The sequence below is a fragment of the Prochlorococcus marinus XMU1408 genome (assembly GCF_003208055.1).
GTDB classification, from domain to species: domain Bacteria; phylum Cyanobacteriota; class Cyanobacteriia; order PCC-6307; family Cyanobiaceae; genus Prochlorococcus_B; species Prochlorococcus_B marinus_A.
Genome location: NZ_QJUE01000007.1, coordinates 63,913 through 80,377, shown reverse-complemented (window position 1 = coordinate 80,377; position 16,465 = coordinate 63,913). Strand labels below are relative to the sequence as shown.

Genomic DNA, 16,465 nt, shown 5'->3' with positions numbered 1-16,465 from the left:
GTTTTAAATGTCCACCTCATCATATTTTTCAATGGTGGATAGCACCTCTGACCTTCATGTGGTCGAGACACGTCCATTAATGTCACCAGCATTAATTCACAGAGATTTGCCATTAGATAAGGCAGCATCTGAAGTTGTCTCTACAACTAGACAAAAGATTCAATCAATTCTTCACGGTATTGATCAAAGAATTTTGGTGATTGTTGGACCATGTTCAGTTCATGATGTTGATGCTGCCATTGAATATGCAAATCGCTTAGCCCCATTGAGAGCAAAATATTCACAACAGCTAGAAATTGTTATGCGTGTTTATTTTGAGAAACCACGCACTACTGTTGGGTGGAAAGGACTTATCAATGACCCTCATCTTGATAATTCTTATGATATTAATACTGGCTTAAGAAAAGCAAGAGGTCTATTACTTGATTTAGCGACTCAAGGAATGCCCGCAGCAACTGAGTTACTTGATCCAGTTGTTCCTCAATATATTGCTGATTTAATTAGTTGGACTGCTATTGGAGCAAGAACAACAGAAAGTCAGACTCATCGTGAGATGGCTTCAGGATTATCAATGCCAGTTGGTTATAAAAATGGTACTGATGGAACTGCAACGATTGCTATTAATGCCATGCAAGCGGCTTCAAAACCCCATCATTTTTTAGGAATTAATAATGATGGTCATGCTTCAATCGTTAGTACTACAGGCAATCCAGATGGTCATCTTGTTCTAAGAGGTGGTAATAATGGAACTAATTATCATCTTGATGCAGTTACTTTAATTGCAGATGAATTAGCACAATCTAAAATGGCTGAAAGAGTGATGATTGATTGTAGTCATGGCAATTCAAATAAAGATTTCCGTAGACAATCAGAAGTTTTACGTGATGTAGCATCTCAATTAAAAGGTGGATCAAAGAATATAATGGGGGTAATGATTGAAAGTCATCTTGTAGAGGGCAATCAGAAATTAAATTCGGATTTATCAAAACTTACGTACGGGCAAAGTGTTACAGATGCATGCATTAACTTTTCTACAACTGAGGTTTTATTGGAGGAATTAGCTGAATCAGTGAAATAAATTTTCTGTAGTGGTTTATGTTCCAACAAGCCATATTCCTACACAGGTTACTCCAATAGGAACAGTTATATTGTCTATGCCCCAAGGACTTATTTGTTCTAAAAAAGTGGCTATTAAAGATATGACTATAATTTCTAAAGGCTGTATTCCGAGATTATTTATTGATGAGATTGTTGCAGATGTCATAGCTACTATTGATCCCATTGTTAATGTTCCTGCTATTGATTTTGTTTGACCAAGCACTGTCCAATTTGGAGAATTAATTGATCTTCCAATTAAGCCTGCCAATCCATCACCAAAAGCCATTGATAGGACTCCTATCGAAATAGATGCTGAATAGTTAGGCCAGAAGAATAAAAGTAAAAGTGTGATGCTGATACCATATGCAATTGTTCCAAAACTCTTTCTCTCAATATCCTCAATAGCAGGTAATAAACGATATTGATAATTAATACCTAAGGCTATAGTGACCAAAAATGCAGAAAAAAAAGCTATATTTTTTGGAATATCAAATAACCAAGCTAATAGAATTACTGGTCCAGTACCAATATGAATAATTTTTCTACTTAACTCCTCTTTTTTAGGAAAAAATCGTTTACATAAAAATGCAATTACTAAAATTGTTATTATCCATAAGGCAATAACAAAAATAGCTATTTGAATTGGCAATGTTTATGCAGCGTTTTGATGAGTAGTCATAACCCTTAATTTTAAAATTGCTTTTGCTTCAAGTTGTCTTACACGCTCTCTCGACACATTTATTTGTCTACCAATTTCAGCAAGAGTCAGTGGTTCTTCTCCGTCCAGGCCAAATCGCAGCCTCATAATTTTTTGCTCTCTCTCATTTAATTGAGATAACCATCCACCGAGGTGTTCTTTTTGAATACTTCTATCCATTCCTTCCATAGGCTCATCATAATTTGGGTCTGGAATTAATTCTCCTAAAGTACTACGATCTTCTTCGCCTCTTGCGTGAGCATCAAGAGAAGCACATGGCGCACTTTGCGATACAAGATCTTCCAGATCTTGAGGTTCAATTCCCATCGCATTGGCAAGCTCTAGTCGATTTGGCTGCCTGCCAAATCGATGTGATAATTCCCGTGAGATACGGCGCATTTTTGAGAGTTTTTCGCTGATATGTATCGGCAGGCGAATAGTTCTAGCACTGTTATCAATTGCACGCGTCATACCTTGTCGTATCCACCAGTATGCATAGGTTGAAAATTTATAACCCATTGCAGGATCAAATTTATCAACAGCTCTTTCAAGGCCAATTGCACCTTCTTGAACTAAATCTAGTAATTCAAGACCTTGGTTTTGATATTTTTTTGCAACGCTTACAACAAGTCTTAGATTTGCAGCCATCATACGATCTCTGGCTCGCTTACCCATTTTTATTTTATGCTTTTGACGTGGAGTTCTTTCTTCTTTTGGAAGATTCAACAAATCTTTCATTTGTTGAACGTGATGAGCAAGCTCAATTTCTTCTGCAGGAGTTAAAAGAGGAACTCGTCCAATACTTGTTAGATAAAAACCTATTGCATCAGTGGCTAAACGATTACTTTGCCTTCGTGAACCTCGAGATTTTTGACTACTTACAGTTGATGTAGATAGTTTTTCAGTTGTACTTGCCGCATTAGATATTTCTGCTGAAACAGCAGTAATGTCTTTGGCAGATTCCAGCGGGATCCCCATCACCCTGGCCTCTTGAAATTAGATTTATTAAGAAGGTAGCACTTATAGGAAGAAGTTGACTAATTGAAACGAAAAATTTATGTTTTTTGGCTTAATTAGGTATAAAGCGCATCAAAAAAAACAGATTAAATGTTTTCATAAAATTTATGAATCTTTTAATTTGCTTCTTTTTTGTACAGCTTGATAATTTTTTCTTGAAGATATCTTTTTTTATCATTCAAAATTTCATTTTTAATGTAGCTTCCATCACTTTGCATAATCCAACAGTCTTTAGATTCCTCTATATAAGAATCTAATAAATGTTTAATTTCTTTTTTGATTTTATTATCTTCAATAGGAGTAACTGCTTCTACTCTTCTATCTAAATTGCGTCTCATCCAATCTGCACTACCAATAAAGACTTCTGCATTTCCATCGTTATTAAACCAAAAAATTCTTGAATGCTCTAAAAATCGACCAATAATACTCTTTACTTTTATATTCTCGCTTAAGCCTTTTTTCTGAGGATATAGACAACACATTCCTCTGATAATGAGTTCAATTTGTACTCCTTCTCTTGAGGCTTCATAAAGTAATTTTATAATTTCAGGATCAACAAGAGAATTCATTTTGGCTATTATTTTTGCAGGAAGTCCAGTTTTTGCATGCTTGATTTCTCTTTTGATTAACTTTTCGATTCCATGCCTGAGAGTTACCGGAGCAACTAATAACTTTCTATAAGATTGTTGTTTAGCAAATCCTGTTAGATAATTAAATAGCTCAATAAGATCTTGACCAAGTTCAGGTTGGCAAGAAAGTAAACCAAGATCTGTATAGGTTTTTGATGTTTTTGAATTATAATTGCCAGTCCCAATATGAAAATATGACCTTAATCTATTTTTTTCTTTCCTTATTACTAATGCGATTTTTGTATGAGTTTTAAGTCCAATTACGCCATATACAACATGTACTCCTGATTGTTCTAATTGCTTTGCCCATTGGATATTATTATCTTCATCAAATCTTGCTTTGAGTTCAACCAGAGCCATCACTTGCTTTCCTTTTTCAGCAGCTCTGATTAGTGCATCAATAATTAAAGAGTCTTTTGATATTCTATACAATGTCATTTTTATTCCCATGACTTGTGAATCTTCTGCAGCTTGATTGATAAATTCTTCGACTGATGTTGAAAAAAGATTATATGGGTGATGGACTAGTAAATCATTACGGCGAATAATCGAAAATATACTTTTAAAGTTATTTTTATTTCTAATATCTAAATCTTCAGTCTCTCTTAATTGACTGTTTTTCAGTTGATTATGAGTGATCCCTTGATGCTCTTTAAATTTTAGTTTTGGAAGATTAATTGCTGTTAATTCTATGAGCTCATCTAAAGCTAGTAATCCTTCGATTTGATATAAATTTTCTTTCTCAACATGCATACCTTCTTGTAGTAAATCAAGAATTATTTCTGGTGTATTTGAGGAAACCTCTAGTCTTACTACTTCGCCACCTTTGCGTCTTTTTCTTAAACCTTCTTCTAATGCACTCATTAAATCATCAGCTTCAAGATCACGAAGCTCTAGATCAGCATCTCTCGTTACACGAAAGAATGAATATGCTTTAACCTCCATTCCTGGGAATAGCATTATAAGGTTATTTGCAATAATTTGTTCAATTGCAATACCTGTATATTTTGCTGATTGATTATCATCTAGCTCAATTGGAATACTTATAAATCTAGAAATACTTTCACCTGGAATTTTTATACGAGTAAATTGTTCTTTTTCTGTTTCTCTATCGAATATGATTGCGGCTAAATTGAGACTAAGATTACTTATAAAAGGAAATGGGTGCGCAGGATCAACAGCTAAAGGAGTTAATATTGGAAAAATTGCATTTGTAAAGTAATTATCAATCCAAACCTTTTGCTTTTCGTTCAATTCTTTATATTCAAGTATAAATAAATTATTTTTTTTAAATTCATCTTGTATATAGTATTTTGTTTTAGATTGTTGCTTATCTAAAATAGGATCTAGATAATTTCTAATTGCATCAAGTTGCTCTTCGGCCGATCGCCCGTCTTGGCTTTTTTTCGATATCCCACCATCTACTTGTGATTTTAATGAAGCAACTCTCACCATAAAGAACTCGTCTAAATTATTGCTAAAAATCGAGCTAAATTTAATCTTTTCAAGTAGAGGTGTTTCTTCTTCTATTGCTAATTCTAAAACACGCTTATTAAAATCTATCCAACTAAGTTCACGATTAATATAGTTTTCATTATTGATGTTAGAAGTGCTCATATCTATAACTAATTGATTTAATTTCCAATTATAACTTTAATATCTTGGCTATCTATAAGTCTAGACGCTTACTTTTCTATTCCGAAGATTTTTACCCGAAATTAAAAACATAACGAATAATAGGAGCAATATGGTTCCAAAAAATGGACTTTTTGGACCAAAAATATCATATGAACGTCCTGCTGCTATTGCACCAAGAAATGTTCCCAGACTTTGTAATCCCTGCAGATTTCCTAATACTGCTCCTTGACCTATAGAACTTAGTCTTCTTGAAATTAGTGCTCTTAAACTAGGAGTTACTAGTCCAGTTCCCATTGCAAGTATTGCGACGCCAGAAAATACAAGAGGAATTGACGTATCTATATTTGCAAGCGTTAAAAGAATACATCCTGTCATTACAAAGCCAATACCAGTAAAAGTTAATCTCGACTCACCAAATCTTTTTACAAGAGGACCTATTAGGCCTCCTTGAACAATCATTGCGATAACTCCAACGACAATAAAAGCAGCACTACATAATTCAGGACTCCATCCAAATTTTTCTTTTAAATAAAGGACTAAAACAGCTGTAAAGCCATTAAATGCCATAAAGAAAACAAAAAAGGATAAGCAAAGTCTTCTAGCTAAGGGGTTTTTGAATACAATTAGTAGCTGACTAATTGGATTCAAATCTCTTTTCCTTGGTAGTAAATTTCTTTTATTTTTGGGCAGTGTTTCCGGTAGAAACCAAATTACAAAAATAAGATTAAATATTGCAAATCCACTTGCTACCCATACCGGTAAAGTAACACTAAATTTAGCAAGAGCTGTTCCTAATCCTGGACCAAGAATAAAACCTAAACCAAATGCTACTCCAATTAATCCAAAGGTTTTTGCGCGATTTTCGGGAGTTGATATATCTGCAAGTATTGTAGTAGCAGTAGCTGCAGTACCGCCACTTATACCATCAATTATTCTGGCTAAAAATAGTAAAGATAAAGGTAAAGCTGAGGCCCATAAAGGTAAATAATTATCCCAATTCAGGCTTACAGTTAATGCAAATAGACATATTCCTATTACTGAACCAGATACACATGTGATCATGATTGGCTTACGACCGAAACGATCACTCATAGCTCCAATTAGTGGTGCTGCAGCAAACTGAGATATTGCATAAGTTCCAGTTAAAAAACCAAGAGTCGTCGCGCTTGTCGTGAATTGTTCTAATAAAAAAGGTAATAAAGGCAAAACAATGGTTTCGCCCAAACGATCATCTAGAAGTGTTATGAAAGCTCCTAAAAGGGTGGGAATTTTTAGCCTTCTCAATGCAAATAGCTCATAATTTATTCACCTTCTCATACTGTCAGAGAACTTGGCTTCATTTAGTAAAAACAGTCTAAATCGATATTTGCGACCTTGTGAGAGTTCTGATGAAATGGCCCTCAGAGAAGTTTATGAAGATGCTATTCGAACTTGCGACAAATCCTTGTACAGCCAAGAACAGATTGAAGCATGGTCAGCTTTAGCGTATCTTCCTGGGATTTTAGATAAACCTCTGAAGCAAGGGGTGGGCTGGGTGAGTTGTGTTGATAAAACTATTGAAGCATTTGCTTTAAAATATCCCCATAATCGCTTGGCATTGCTTTATTGCCGAGGGCGTTCGTCACGGCAGGGGCATGCTACGGCTCTATTAAATCAAATTGAGGCAGATACTCTTAAAGATAGACCAATAACTTTAAAAACCGAGGCAAGTTTATGTAGTTATCAACTGCTTTTACGTCATGGATGGACAATTATTTCCCCTGAAGAAATTCAAATAGGTGGTGTGCATTTTTCTCGTTATTTGATGGAAAAAACTTTGTATTAAATTTATTTTTTAAAAATTTTTAGGAATCAATATTTTTCTCACTCCAATCAATTAATTTTTCTAAGTGCTTGATAGCAAGTTCTGAATTGATTATTTCTTTTGCTTTATTAATTCCTTCTTTAATATCAGAGCTTAAGCCTGCATAAAAAAAGTAAATACCAGCATTCCATTCAAGTGCTTTTATTAAAGGACCCTCGCCATTAAGAGCTTGTAAAGCAAATCTTTTCCATTCTGTGATGTTGTTCCATTCAATATCTTTTCCAGAACATTTGTAGTCTTTGGGATGAAAAACAGTTCTAGTTCCATATTGATTTTTGTACTGTCCAATTGTTGATGAACGACTAATTGAAAGATCTATTCCACCTTCCAGTCCTTTGATAGTCATCACATTTTGTTCTCCCATAAGCTCTAAGGTCTTCCAATGTCTTTCTTCAGTAGGTGAATGAACATAGCCACTTATATGTAGATGATTTCCTTGATGACATGTCCAGATTAATTCCATACTTGCTAGAGGTGGTCGCTTACCTATTTGATCTCTGTAAGGAATTAAATTTTCAGCTAGCGGAAAATGATCTGGCTGATGTATTAAAGCTAGATCGTTATGGTTGAAAAAACTTTGCAGTTGTTCTATGGATAGACCAGTTAAATTTATTCCTAAGGCTTGAAAGAGTTCGTGATGAGTAACGCCGTATTTCACTGGCATACGAGAACCACCATGCAAAATAACAGGCTGTTTCTGAGTTAGTAATAGTAAAGTTGTTAGAGGGTAAATTGGCGCTGTTTTTTTTCGCCCATCAAAAGGCATCCCAAAAAATATAGGTTGACGTTGATTGCTGGGTGATTGAATTTTGGGTCCTAGTTCTATATAGGCATCAATCATCCCAGCTAATTCTTCAGGGATGGGACGTCTAATTCTATGCGCAATCATGAAGCCACCAATTTGTGCTGCGCTTGCTTCTTCTTTTAGCATCAGCTTAATAGCTGATTTAGTTTCTTCGCGAGTAAGACTTTTCCCTGTGAACTCACCACTACCTATTTTTTTTAAATAGGTTTTAAATTCTTCGTATTTGTTTGTCATGAGAGCTTATATTTCAAAGTGAAGTTGTTTTTTTGCAAGTTCTTTGCGTTGAGTATTCTTCAAATTTTTGACCAAATCTAATAGGATATTTTTACTAATTTCAGTTCCAATTGAACCAAGAGCCATTAAGCCATAGTATGCAGATTTATCCGATCCTTTTTGTATTACATCGCTTATAGCTATGCAGATATCTAGGCTTTCACGTCTTTGAATGATTGTCAGTGTTTTGATTACTATCTCTTCTCTGAAATCATTTAAAGGTGACTTTGCTATATCAAGTAAATGAGAATCAGAAAGTAAATGAGCTTTAAACTTTAGTAATTCTAGACCAGCTATTTTCATTTGTTCACGTTTATCTTCTAATATTGTTTTGATCAACTCAATCGGTAATGTTCCTCCCCAGCAAGCTAAAGCTTCTACGATTTTGATGCTCATAATGTCATCATCATAAAGATGTTTTAAGAGCCATTCTTTGGCATCCTCTTGATAAGTAAGTCCTGCAGCAAGAATTAGTTCATCTTTATTGCCATATGTATTAATTAGATTTTTTATTTTTATCCATCCTACTTTTGATAATTGTCCTAAGCGATTAGCGATTTCTTGCCTAAGTTCGTAGTTGATATTTGGATTGTATGCATTCTTAAGCCACTCAGCGCTTGGCTTAGTTTTTTTTGCGTTATTAAGCGTATCCCATATATTGCTTTCTTCAATAATCATAGAATTTAAATTTAGTGGATTAGAAAATAATTAATCAGATTAATTTTATAAGTTACTCTTTGTTTATTAATCAAGTCAAGTATTTGATTTGTTTAGAGATCAATTGAAAATTGTTTGAAACCTTATTAATACCTACTAAGTAGTAGAGATATTAAGAAAGCCTAGAAAATTGTATTCTAGGCTTTCTTAATTTAGTTTAAAATTTAATTTGTTTAATTTTATCTTGCACCAAGTTGTGCGGCCACCTCTCTTTCTAGCTTTTCATCTTTGACGTCTGGTAAAACGTTAGATATTGGAGTTTTGTGGGTGCTATAGAAAAGCATTCCAATAAATACCATTCCTCCAACAATATTTCCAATAGTAACTGGAAAGAAATTCCAAAAGATTACTTTTGTAAAAGGAATACCAGATCCAAGTAGAGGGCCAGTTGTATGCAAAAACATATTAACTACTATGTGCTCCATTCCCATTGTTTGGAATGCAGTTATAGGTAGCCAGCAAGCAAGTATTTTGCCTGGAACACTTTTACTTACAAGTGCCATTGTTACACCTAAACAAACTAGCCAGTTTGCAATTACCCCACGTAAAAATGCAAGGAAAAAACCAGTACTTCCAAGCGCTTCATACTTAACAACTGTGTTTGCTTTATGAATAGCTATTATTTTTGCTGCAACAACTGCCCATCCTTTTCCACCTTCAGCAGCAGTTAAAGGATCTATATTTCCAGCACTAGATAAACTAATTGAAAGTAGTACGGCAACAAATGCTGTACCAAGAAAATTACCGATCCAAACCCATAGCCAATTCCTTACAGTTGCAGACCAAGAACTTTTTCCAGCCCATACTGCCATTGGTAGTAACGCAAAATTACCAGTAACAAGCTCCATACCAAAAAGAACGATGCTTGCAAAACCAAAAGGAAATATGAAAGAACCTAACCAAGGCATCCCAGATTGAATACCTATAGTAATTGCAAGACATGTCGCTAAACCTAAAATTGCTCCTGAATAGAAGCCTCTTATTAGTAAGTTTTTTACGCTTACAGATGATTTCTTTCCACCTGCAGCAATCATTCCATCTACCAATTCATTTGGCAGGACGTAGTCCATTTGAGAAGCACTTTGAGTCATAAATTTAAAAAGTAATAAAAATAATTTTTATAAAATCGAATTAATTGCTAATTCGATTCATAAATTTGGAAAAGATGTCGGGGCTACCATTGGCTCTATTAACTAAAGGCTTATCTTTGCCAAGGTTGTTAAACCAATTCATGAAACGAGAAATAGAATCTTTAGGTAAGACGGAGCTCATTTGAGAAGCACTTTGAGTCATAAATTTAAAAAGTAATAAAAATAATTTTTATAAAATCGAATTAATTGCTAATTCGATTCATAAATTTGGAAAAGATGTCGGGGCTACCATTGGCTCTATTAACTAAAGGCTTATCTTTGCCAAGGTTGTTAAACCAATTCATGAAAAGAGAAAATGAACCAGATTTCTTACTTAAAAATATTTTTTCTTTTGCATCAAAATTTGAGATAAGTAAATCTTTTAGTACATCTTTTAGTTCATCTTGAGGGACAGATTTTTTTATTAATTCGCCTAATTTATAATTAGGTCCTTGTGATCCACCAATGCATATATCATAAGCTTCAACGGTTTTTCCTTCTTTGTCTTTAGCTTTTTTACCCGTTAAACCAATTCCTCCCATGTAGGCTTGCCCACAACTATTAGGACACCCTGTCCAATGAATCTTTAACTCGTCTTTTAAATCTAATTCTTTGTCTAATTCATGTGAGATTTTTAAAGCTTGATCTTTTGTATTTGTCAGAGCGAAACCACAATAGGTATTTCCAGTACAAGAAACAGTACCTGCTGCAATAGTTTCTGGTTCTAATGGAAACTTTTGTAAGATAGATTGCCCCTTAAATTCTTCAATTAGATTTGTATCTATACCAGTAACAATAACATTTTGATCTTCAGTAAGTCTTATTTCTTTGTTACCAAAATTATTGCTGATATTCGCTAGATCTTGTAAATCTTCAGCCAAAAGTCGACCTACTGGCACATGAATTCCTGCATAATATTTATTTTCTTGCTTTTGAGGATGAATTCCAAAAAATGACCTTGGTTTATCTGAAAATATTGATCCTGGATCTTCTTTTAATTCTCCATATTGTTTTTCGACAAGATCTCTAAATTTCTCAATCCCAATTTTATCTAAATAAAATCTAAACCTACCTTTAGGTCTTATATTTCTTTCTCCATTATCTCTCCATAGGGATATAATGATTGATGTTAATTCATAAATTTTTTCTTCTTCAACCCAGGCATTTAACGGAACTGCATATTCATTCATTACTGATGAAAGTACACCTCCAACCCAAACACTAAAACCTAAAACATTATTAATTTTTACCGGATGAAAAATCAAATCATTATGTAAAAGAAAATTATCTTTAGAACCTGCTATAGCTGTATTCCATTTTCTTGGAAGATTTGAAAATTCTGAATTTCCTTTGCCTTCATTAGTTAAATGATCTTGCATTTTTGATGTATATTTTCTTGTGTCTATAATTTCTTCTGGGTCAACCCCAGCGATTGGATTGCCAGTAACATTTCTTGGATTATCAAATCCAGATTGAGTTGTTGATATGTTTACTTTGTCTAATCTATTTAATATCTCAGGTAAATCACTAATTAAAACACCTCTAAGTTGTATATTTTGTCTAGTTGTTATATCACAACTTCCATTTTCTCCATATCTAGCAACAATTGATGCAATTACTTTGAGTTGTTCTGAATTAATTATCCCATTAGGTATTCTTAGCCTTAACATGAACTTACCAGGTGTTTTGGGCCTCCAAAACATTCCATACCATTTTAATCTTAATTCTAAATCAGTTTTATCCATTTCCTCCCATCCCATTTCAGCAAACTTCTCTATATCCTTTCCTATTTCAAGTCCATCCTTAGCAGCTTTATTTTTTTCAACTTGATTTAGTTTTTTACCTTCTAGATAGTACTTGGCCATCACAATCCGTAATTAACATTATTAATTAACCGTCAAAAGACAAACTTTGTATGTATCAGTTTTTACCAAATTTTTTTATTCTTTTAGTAACATCCAATACAACGTACATATCTATTTAATTGATTAATTGGTTTTCAAATTTACCCATTTAGTATTGGCGTCCAATTTCTCCGAGGCTTCTAATCGCTCCACTTTTGAGCATTTCCCAAACCTCTTTCATAGCAAAGAGGTCTCTATGAAAAGTACTTTTGAATCTTTTTCTTCCTCTGTATTTAGTGTTTCTTCGATCAACCCCCTCTCCTCGCCTGAAATTATTTGTTCTCGAGTATCTAGAATTTCTCATTATCTCAATTTTAATAAATTAGTTGAAAGTACTAATACATCTTCAGATGTCCATCAAAAGTTGTCTTTGTTACCAAATAGAATTAATTGTGAGCCTCCTCACCATTTACATTTATTAGTTCATGGTTCTCGAGGTGGTGAGATACATCCATCTCTTCTTTCTTTGGTTGACCAATTAAAAAGGCTTAAAAATCGCTCTGTTTCAATAGAGGCTTTAACTGATGAGAATCCAGAACAAATTGACATCGGTAATAGATCAGTATTTTTAGTTCCTCTTTTTTTGTTACCCGGAAGTCATGTTTGTATTGATGTACCAAAAATATTTAAACGTTTGCAAGAAGATGGACAAAATATAAAATTGTTTCCTTTCCTAGGTTCTTTTATACCATGGCTATCCTTAATAGATGATCTGATAACTAGTCAGAGTCCTTTTGTTAAACCTGCATTGATTCATCACCCTGTCTCTTCAGATACTTCAAGCGTTTTTCTTAAGTCCTTAGAAAAATTCCTAAATATTCCTCTTTATTCATGGTCTAGATGGAATCAAGATACTTTGAAAAATGAGAAGAATTATCTTCCTATTCCCTATCTTTTGACGCCTAACAAAAATGTAGAAATTGATAGTAAAGGAGAGCAGCTTAAATCTTTGCTTGAGATTGATATTATTCATGGTGGTCTTGTTAATATTTTGGGTAACTTGCCATGAATACATATCAGTTTGGCACTGTGCATCTTGTCGGAGCAGGTCCTGGTGATCCCGATTTGTTAACAGTTAAAGCGCAAAAACTAATTAGTAAATGTGATGCGCTTGTATACGATTCTTTAGTTCCTGTAGAGCTACTTGAATTAGTTTCTTCAAATTGTCAACTTCATTCAGTAGGTAAGAGGCGTGGTCATCATTCGGTTCCTCAGAGGACAACGAATGATATTTTGTTTGACTTAGCAAAGAGTTATTCTTGTATTGTTAGATTAAAAGGTGGTGATCCATTTTTGTTTGGTAGAGGTGCGGAAGAAGCTTCTTATTTGCATAAAAAAGGGGTTCCAGTACAAGTAGTACCTGGGGTTACATCAGGTATAGCTGCTCCTGCTTATGTTGGGATACCTATTACTCATAGACTTGCTGGATCCTCAGTCACTTTTGTGACTGGACATGAGGGGATTGATAAAAAACGCCCAGCTGTAAATTGGCGGTCTTTAGCGAAATCTAGTGATGGAATCGTTATATATATGGGTGTTCATAATTTAAAATTTATCTCAGCAGAGTTGATTGCTGGTGGTATGCATCCTGAGACTTCTGCGGCAGTTATTGAGCAGGGGACTGTAATTGGTCAACGTTATATTAAGAGCCCTTTGGTAAAGCTTTTTGACCGAGTTCAAGAAGAAAATTTAAGGTCTCCTGCGATTGTTGTAATAGGTTCAGTTGTGGATTTTCAAGTAGAAGCTTGCTCTCCAAAGCCAGCTGAAGTGACATTTCCAATTCCTATATAGATAGTCTATCAGATATTATTTTTAGATTTGTAATAAACTCAGCCAAAATTCTTTGGGGTTAGTTGATATTTTTAATTCTTTTTTGTTTATTTTTTTAATTGGACGACAACTTAAACTATTAATTAAAAACCATTCATCATTATCTTTTGGTGTCGCTTCAATGAGAGCTTCTTTTATTATATTCAAATCAATTCCTCGTTGACGCATTATGCCAGGTAGACAACCACTATTAGATGGGGGAGTCAACCAATTATTTTCTCTTTTTACTAATATATTTGCTGTAGTGGCGCAACATATTTCACCTTGACTATTTAATAATATTGCATCATTAAAGCCTGCATTCTTTGCTTCTATGCGTGCTTGAATCCCTTGGGTATAGGAAAATGTTTTACAATAACTCAATCGGCTAAAAGAATTTCTTCTTTCAGTTTGACTAATTATTGTAGATATAGATTCAAAATTTGGTTGATAAGAATCTATCTCCAACCAAAAACTATGATGGCTTGTCTTGCTGATATCAATTCCACGTTGTTTTGATGCTCCTCGAGTCCAATTAATACGAATTACTCCATTGACCTTATTTAATTGCGATCGGTTAATGCCATCTTCAATGAGTGAAATCAACCATTCTTTTGATGGCGGGGGATTCATTTCTAAAATACTTGCACTTTCTTCCCATCTATTTAAATGCTCATCAAGAAGCTGCGGAACTCCATTCAAAATGAAAATCGTTTCAAAGATTCCATCTGCAAAGTTGAGACCTCGATCATTAATTGGCACTTTTAAATCTTTGAAGACTCCCCAGTGACCATTAATCCAGCCTAATTTTTCGTTCTTATTTTTAGTCATGTTAATGCGTTTAAAAGTGGCATCAATTTCCAATTCATTTCCTCAGCTTCCTTTTGACTATCTGAATCTGCAACAATTCCACATCCAGCGTGAGCACTGATAGAGGATTCTTTAATCATTAAAGATCGGATTAAAATATTGCTATCAAGGCCCCCCTCCCAATTTATATTTAATATTGATCCACAATATGGACCTCTCGCTGTTGGTTCAAGTTCATACAATCTTTTACATGCTCTAAGCTTCGGTGCTCCTGTTACTGAACCTCCTGGCCAGCATGCTTCAAGCAAGTCAACCCAAGTTTTATTTGTATTGAGTCTACCTTTAACTACTGAAGTGAGATGATGAACTTGTGAATAGCTTTCTAAAACTAGTAGATGAGGGACTTTGATTGAACCAGGTTGGCATACTCTTCCAAGATCATTTCTTAGTAGATCTACAATCATTACATTCTCAGCATGATCTTTTGGACTACAAATAAGTTCTGCTGCCCAATCAGCATCCTTTTCTGGATCTCTATCTCTGGGTCTAGTTCCTTTGATTGGTCTCGTTTCCACCTCACCACTGGGTAACGCTTTTAAAAACCTTTCAGGTGAAGTTGATATAATAGCTTCTCCTTTTGCCATTTGATCGCCGATAATTACTCCAGCAAATGGAGCCGGGGAGCATTTTTTAAGTTTTGAATATACGTCTATTGGACGCATAGATTCTGGTAATGGGGCTTGGCATGAGGTGGTTAGATTAGCCTGAAAAATATCACCTTTCGCAATCCATTCTTTGATCTCATCAACTCTTTCAGAATATTCTTGACTTGTTAATTTCCAGTCCCAAGATTCTAGGGGGATACTATTCTTGCGTTCTGTTTGTTTTGTCGTTTCAGAGTGAGCTTTGGAAAGCTTTTGATGAAAAGTACTTTTTAGAAAATTTTCCATAATTGAGATGCGCTTTTCATCTTTGCCTTCTAGCCATAGCTCTCTCTTCTGAAGATCAAATTTTAATATAGGGTCATGAGAGGCTATCCATAAAGTTGCCATAGAACTTGTTTGCCATGGATTTTGTGGCTCTGTCCAAGATGCAGCTTCATAACTCAGCCAACCAGTCCAATGCCCTGGCGGTAATTCGCGTAAAATTTTAAAAGGATTAGAATCGTTTTTTGAAGTTTCCAATCCTCTAGAACAAAACTGTTCTAGAGGATTAATTCCTAAGGTGACCCATCGACCTAAATCACTCCCATCGCCATCAAGCCATATAAATCCTGCATCTCCCCATTCTTGAATCAATTTATAAGCTACTAGCTCAGGTGATTTCCACTGACATAGTATTCGCTTAATGTTATTCACTAGATATTTTGGCTACATAGATCTTCTCGACCTATTTCTTTTAATGCTTTATCTCTAATGCGACAACTATCACATCTACCACATGGTTTACTTTCACCTTGATAGCAACTCCATGTTTTTTCTATAGGAATTTTTAAGCGTAATGCCTCTTTAAAGATTTTTGTTTTTTCCCAAGCTAGTAGTGGAGCCCAGAGTTTTATACCTTTCCCCTCGCGTCCTACTCTGCTGGATAAGTTGGCTAAATCTTGATATGCCTCTAAATAATCTGGTCTACAGTCTGGATATCCAGAATAATCCATTGCATTGATGCCTAATGCTATTCGATTGGCTCCACGAGCTTCTGCAAGACTTAACCCAATAGCAACAAAGATAGTGTTTCTACCTGGAACGTAAGTATTAGGAATAGTATTTTTTTGTATGCCTTTAGTGGGAATTATTTGTGACGTGTCGGTCAAGGAGGACCCACCCCAAGAAGATAAATCAATCTTGATTGTTATGTGATCCTCAAGATTTAAATCTTTTGCTAAATCTGCGGCTGCTTGTAACTCCTTAAGATGTCGTTGGCCATAATCAAAGGATAATCCAATCACTTTTTGCCCAGCTTCCATAGCTATACATGCAGCTGTAGCTGAATCAATTCCTCCGGAAAGTAATGCAATTGTTGTCTGTTCAATCATTATTTTTTTTAAATCTAATGAAGCAAAATCTTAATTATC

The 16,465-nt window shown here is 34.6% G+C and carries 15 protein-coding genes; 4 read left to right on the top strand and 11 right to left on the bottom strand.

What is annotated here, in order from left to right; translation table 11 throughout:
* The first annotated feature begins 7 nt into the window (after positions 1 to 7).
* Positions 8 to 1,078, top strand: coding sequence for a 3-deoxy-7-phosphoheptulonate synthase (locus DNJ73_RS09525; RefSeq protein WP_158467477.1), 1,071 nt, complete (start codon positions 8 to 10; stop codon positions 1,076 to 1,078).
* A 15-nt stretch (positions 1,079 to 1,093) separates the two neighbouring features.
* Here DNJ73_RS09525 and DNJ73_RS09520 read toward each other — a convergent pair whose 3' ends face one another.
* The 4 genes from DNJ73_RS09520 to DNJ73_RS09505 all read right to left on the bottom strand — a co-directional run bounded on the left by DNJ73_RS09520 (position 1,094) and on the right by DNJ73_RS09505 (position 6,363).
* Positions 1,094 to 1,747 (bottom strand): diacylglycerol/polyprenol kinase family protein, encoded by a 654-nt coding sequence (locus DNJ73_RS09520; protein WP_158467476.1) that lies wholly within the window; start codon positions 1,745 to 1,747, stop codon positions 1,094 to 1,096.
* 3 nt (positions 1,748 to 1,750) lie between these two features.
* Positions 1,751 to 2,773, bottom strand: coding sequence for an RpoD/SigA family RNA polymerase sigma factor (locus DNJ73_RS09515; protein WP_158467475.1), 1,023 nt, complete (start codon positions 2,771 to 2,773; stop codon positions 1,751 to 1,753).
* A 155-nt stretch (positions 2,774 to 2,928) separates the two neighbouring features.
* A complete protein-coding gene (ppk1, locus tag DNJ73_RS09510; protein ID WP_158467474.1) occupies positions 2,929 to 5,058 on the bottom strand; it encodes a polyphosphate kinase 1 in 2,130 nt (709 codons plus the stop codon).
* A gap of 60 nt (positions 5,059 to 5,118) precedes the next feature.
* Complete coding sequence (locus tag DNJ73_RS09505; protein WP_158467473.1) at positions 5,119 to 6,363, bottom strand: MFS transporter; 1,245 nt, start codon at positions 6,361 to 6,363, stop codon at positions 5,119 to 5,121.
* A gap of 109 nt (positions 6,364 to 6,472) precedes the next feature.
* Between DNJ73_RS09505 and DNJ73_RS09500 the strand changes: the two genes are divergently transcribed.
* Positions 6,473 to 6,904, top strand: a complete 432-nt coding sequence (locus tag DNJ73_RS09500; protein ID WP_158467500.1) for a GNAT family N-acetyltransferase — start codon at positions 6,473 to 6,475, stop codon at positions 6,902 to 6,904.
* Positions 6,905 to 6,923: 19 nt separating this feature from the next.
* Here the strand turns inward: DNJ73_RS09500 and DNJ73_RS09495 are convergent, their stop codons facing one another.
* From DNJ73_RS09495 to DNJ73_RS09475, 4 genes are all read right to left on the bottom strand, one after another.
* The gene (locus tag DNJ73_RS09495; RefSeq protein ID WP_158467472.1) at positions 6,924 to 7,982 is read right to left on the bottom strand and encodes an anthranilate phosphoribosyltransferase family protein; all 1,059 of its coding nucleotides are present in this window, start codon (positions 7,980 to 7,982) and stop codon (positions 6,924 to 6,926) included.
* Between the two features lie 6 nt (positions 7,983 to 7,988).
* Positions 7,989 to 8,699 (bottom strand): capsid protein, encoded by a 711-nt coding sequence (locus tag DNJ73_RS09490; RefSeq protein ID WP_158467471.1) that lies wholly within the window; start codon positions 8,697 to 8,699, stop codon positions 7,989 to 7,991.
* A 218-nt stretch (positions 8,700 to 8,917) separates the two neighbouring features.
* Positions 8,918 to 9,808: a formate/nitrite transporter family protein gene (locus tag DNJ73_RS09485; RefSeq protein ID WP_158467499.1), complete on the bottom strand. Its 891-nt coding sequence runs from the start codon at positions 9,806 to 9,808 to the stop codon at positions 8,918 to 8,920.
* Between the two features lie 263 nt (positions 9,809 to 10,071).
* Complete coding sequence (locus DNJ73_RS09475; RefSeq protein ID WP_158467470.1) at positions 10,072 to 11,733, bottom strand: ferredoxin--nitrite reductase; 1,662 nt, start codon at positions 11,731 to 11,733, stop codon at positions 10,072 to 10,074.
* A 235-nt stretch (positions 11,734 to 11,968) separates the two neighbouring features.
* On the opposite strand from DNJ73_RS09475, the gene DNJ73_RS09470 reads away from it, so the two are divergent.
* Both DNJ73_RS09470 and cobA read left to right on the top strand, forming a co-directional pair.
* A complete protein-coding gene (locus DNJ73_RS09470; RefSeq protein WP_158467469.1) occupies positions 11,969 to 12,781 on the top strand; it encodes a CbiX/SirB N-terminal domain-containing protein in 813 nt (270 codons plus the stop codon).
* On the top strand, positions 12,778 to 13,563 hold the full coding sequence (cobA, locus tag DNJ73_RS09465; protein ID WP_158467468.1) for a uroporphyrinogen-III C-methyltransferase: 786 nt from the start codon (positions 12,778 to 12,780) through the stop codon (positions 13,561 to 13,563). Before DNJ73_RS09470 ends, cobA begins: the two co-directional genes overlap by 4 nt.
* A 21-nt stretch (positions 13,564 to 13,584) precedes the next feature.
* Here the strand turns inward: cobA and DNJ73_RS09460 are convergent, their stop codons facing one another.
* Genes DNJ73_RS09460 through queC form a run of 3 tightly spaced genes read right to left on the bottom strand, consistent with a single transcriptional unit; the run spans position 13,585 to position 16,426 of the window.
* The gene (locus DNJ73_RS09460) at positions 13,585 to 14,412 is read right to left on the bottom strand and encodes an aminotransferase class IV (protein WP_158467467.1); all 828 of its coding nucleotides are present in this window, start codon (positions 14,410 to 14,412) and stop codon (positions 13,585 to 13,587) included.
* A complete protein-coding gene (locus tag DNJ73_RS09455; RefSeq protein WP_158467466.1) occupies positions 14,409 to 15,749 on the bottom strand; it encodes an anthranilate synthase component I family protein in 1,341 nt (446 codons plus the stop codon). The genes DNJ73_RS09460 and DNJ73_RS09455 overlap by 4 nt, the downstream gene beginning before the upstream one ends.
* Positions 15,749 to 16,426, bottom strand: a complete 678-nt coding sequence (gene queC, locus DNJ73_RS09450) for a 7-cyano-7-deazaguanine synthase QueC (protein ID WP_158467465.1) — start codon at positions 16,424 to 16,426, stop codon at positions 15,749 to 15,751. Before queC ends, DNJ73_RS09455 begins: the two co-directional genes overlap by 1 nt.
* Positions 16,427 to 16,465: the final 39 nt, after the last annotated feature.

Bases quoted from the DNA above. Each gene is read 5' to 3' on its own strand.
- DNJ73_RS09525 (WP_158467477.1), top strand. From the start codon at position 8: ATGTCCACCTCATCATATTTTTCAATGGTGGATAGCACCTCTGACCTT.
- DNJ73_RS09515 (WP_158467475.1), bottom strand. From the start codon at position 2,773: ATGGGGATCCCGCTGGAATCTGCCAAAGACATTACTGCTGTTTCAGCA.
- ppk1 (WP_158467474.1), bottom strand. From the start codon at position 5,058: ATGAGCACTTCTAACATCAATAATGAAAACTATATTAATCGTGAACTT.
- DNJ73_RS09500 (WP_158467500.1), top strand. From the start codon at position 6,473: ATGGCCCTCAGAGAAGTTTATGAAGATGCTATTCGAACTTGCGACAAA.
- DNJ73_RS09495 (WP_158467472.1), bottom strand. From the start codon at position 7,982: ATGACAAACAAATACGAAGAATTTAAAACCTATTTAAAAAAAATAGGT.
- DNJ73_RS09490 (WP_158467471.1), bottom strand. From the start codon at position 8,699: ATGATTATTGAAGAAAGCAATATATGGGATACGCTTAATAACGCAAAA.
- DNJ73_RS09485 (WP_158467499.1), bottom strand. From the start codon at position 9,808: ATGGACTACGTCCTGCCAAATGAATTGGTAGATGGAATGATTGCTGCA.
- DNJ73_RS09475 (WP_158467470.1), bottom strand. From the start codon at position 11,733: ATGGCCAAGTACTATCTAGAAGGTAAAAAACTAAATCAAGTTGAAAAA.
- DNJ73_RS09470 (WP_158467469.1), top strand. From the start codon at position 11,969: ATGAAAAGTACTTTTGAATCTTTTTCTTCCTCTGTATTTAGTGTTTCT.
- cobA (WP_158467468.1), top strand. From the start codon at position 12,778: ATGAATACATATCAGTTTGGCACTGTGCATCTTGTCGGAGCAGGTCCT.
- DNJ73_RS09460 (WP_158467467.1), bottom strand. From the start codon at position 14,412: ATGACTAAAAATAAGAACGAAAAATTAGGCTGGATTAATGGTCACTGG.
- queC (WP_158467465.1), bottom strand. From the start codon at position 16,426: ATGATTGAACAGACAACAATTGCATTACTTTCCGGAGGAATTGATTCA.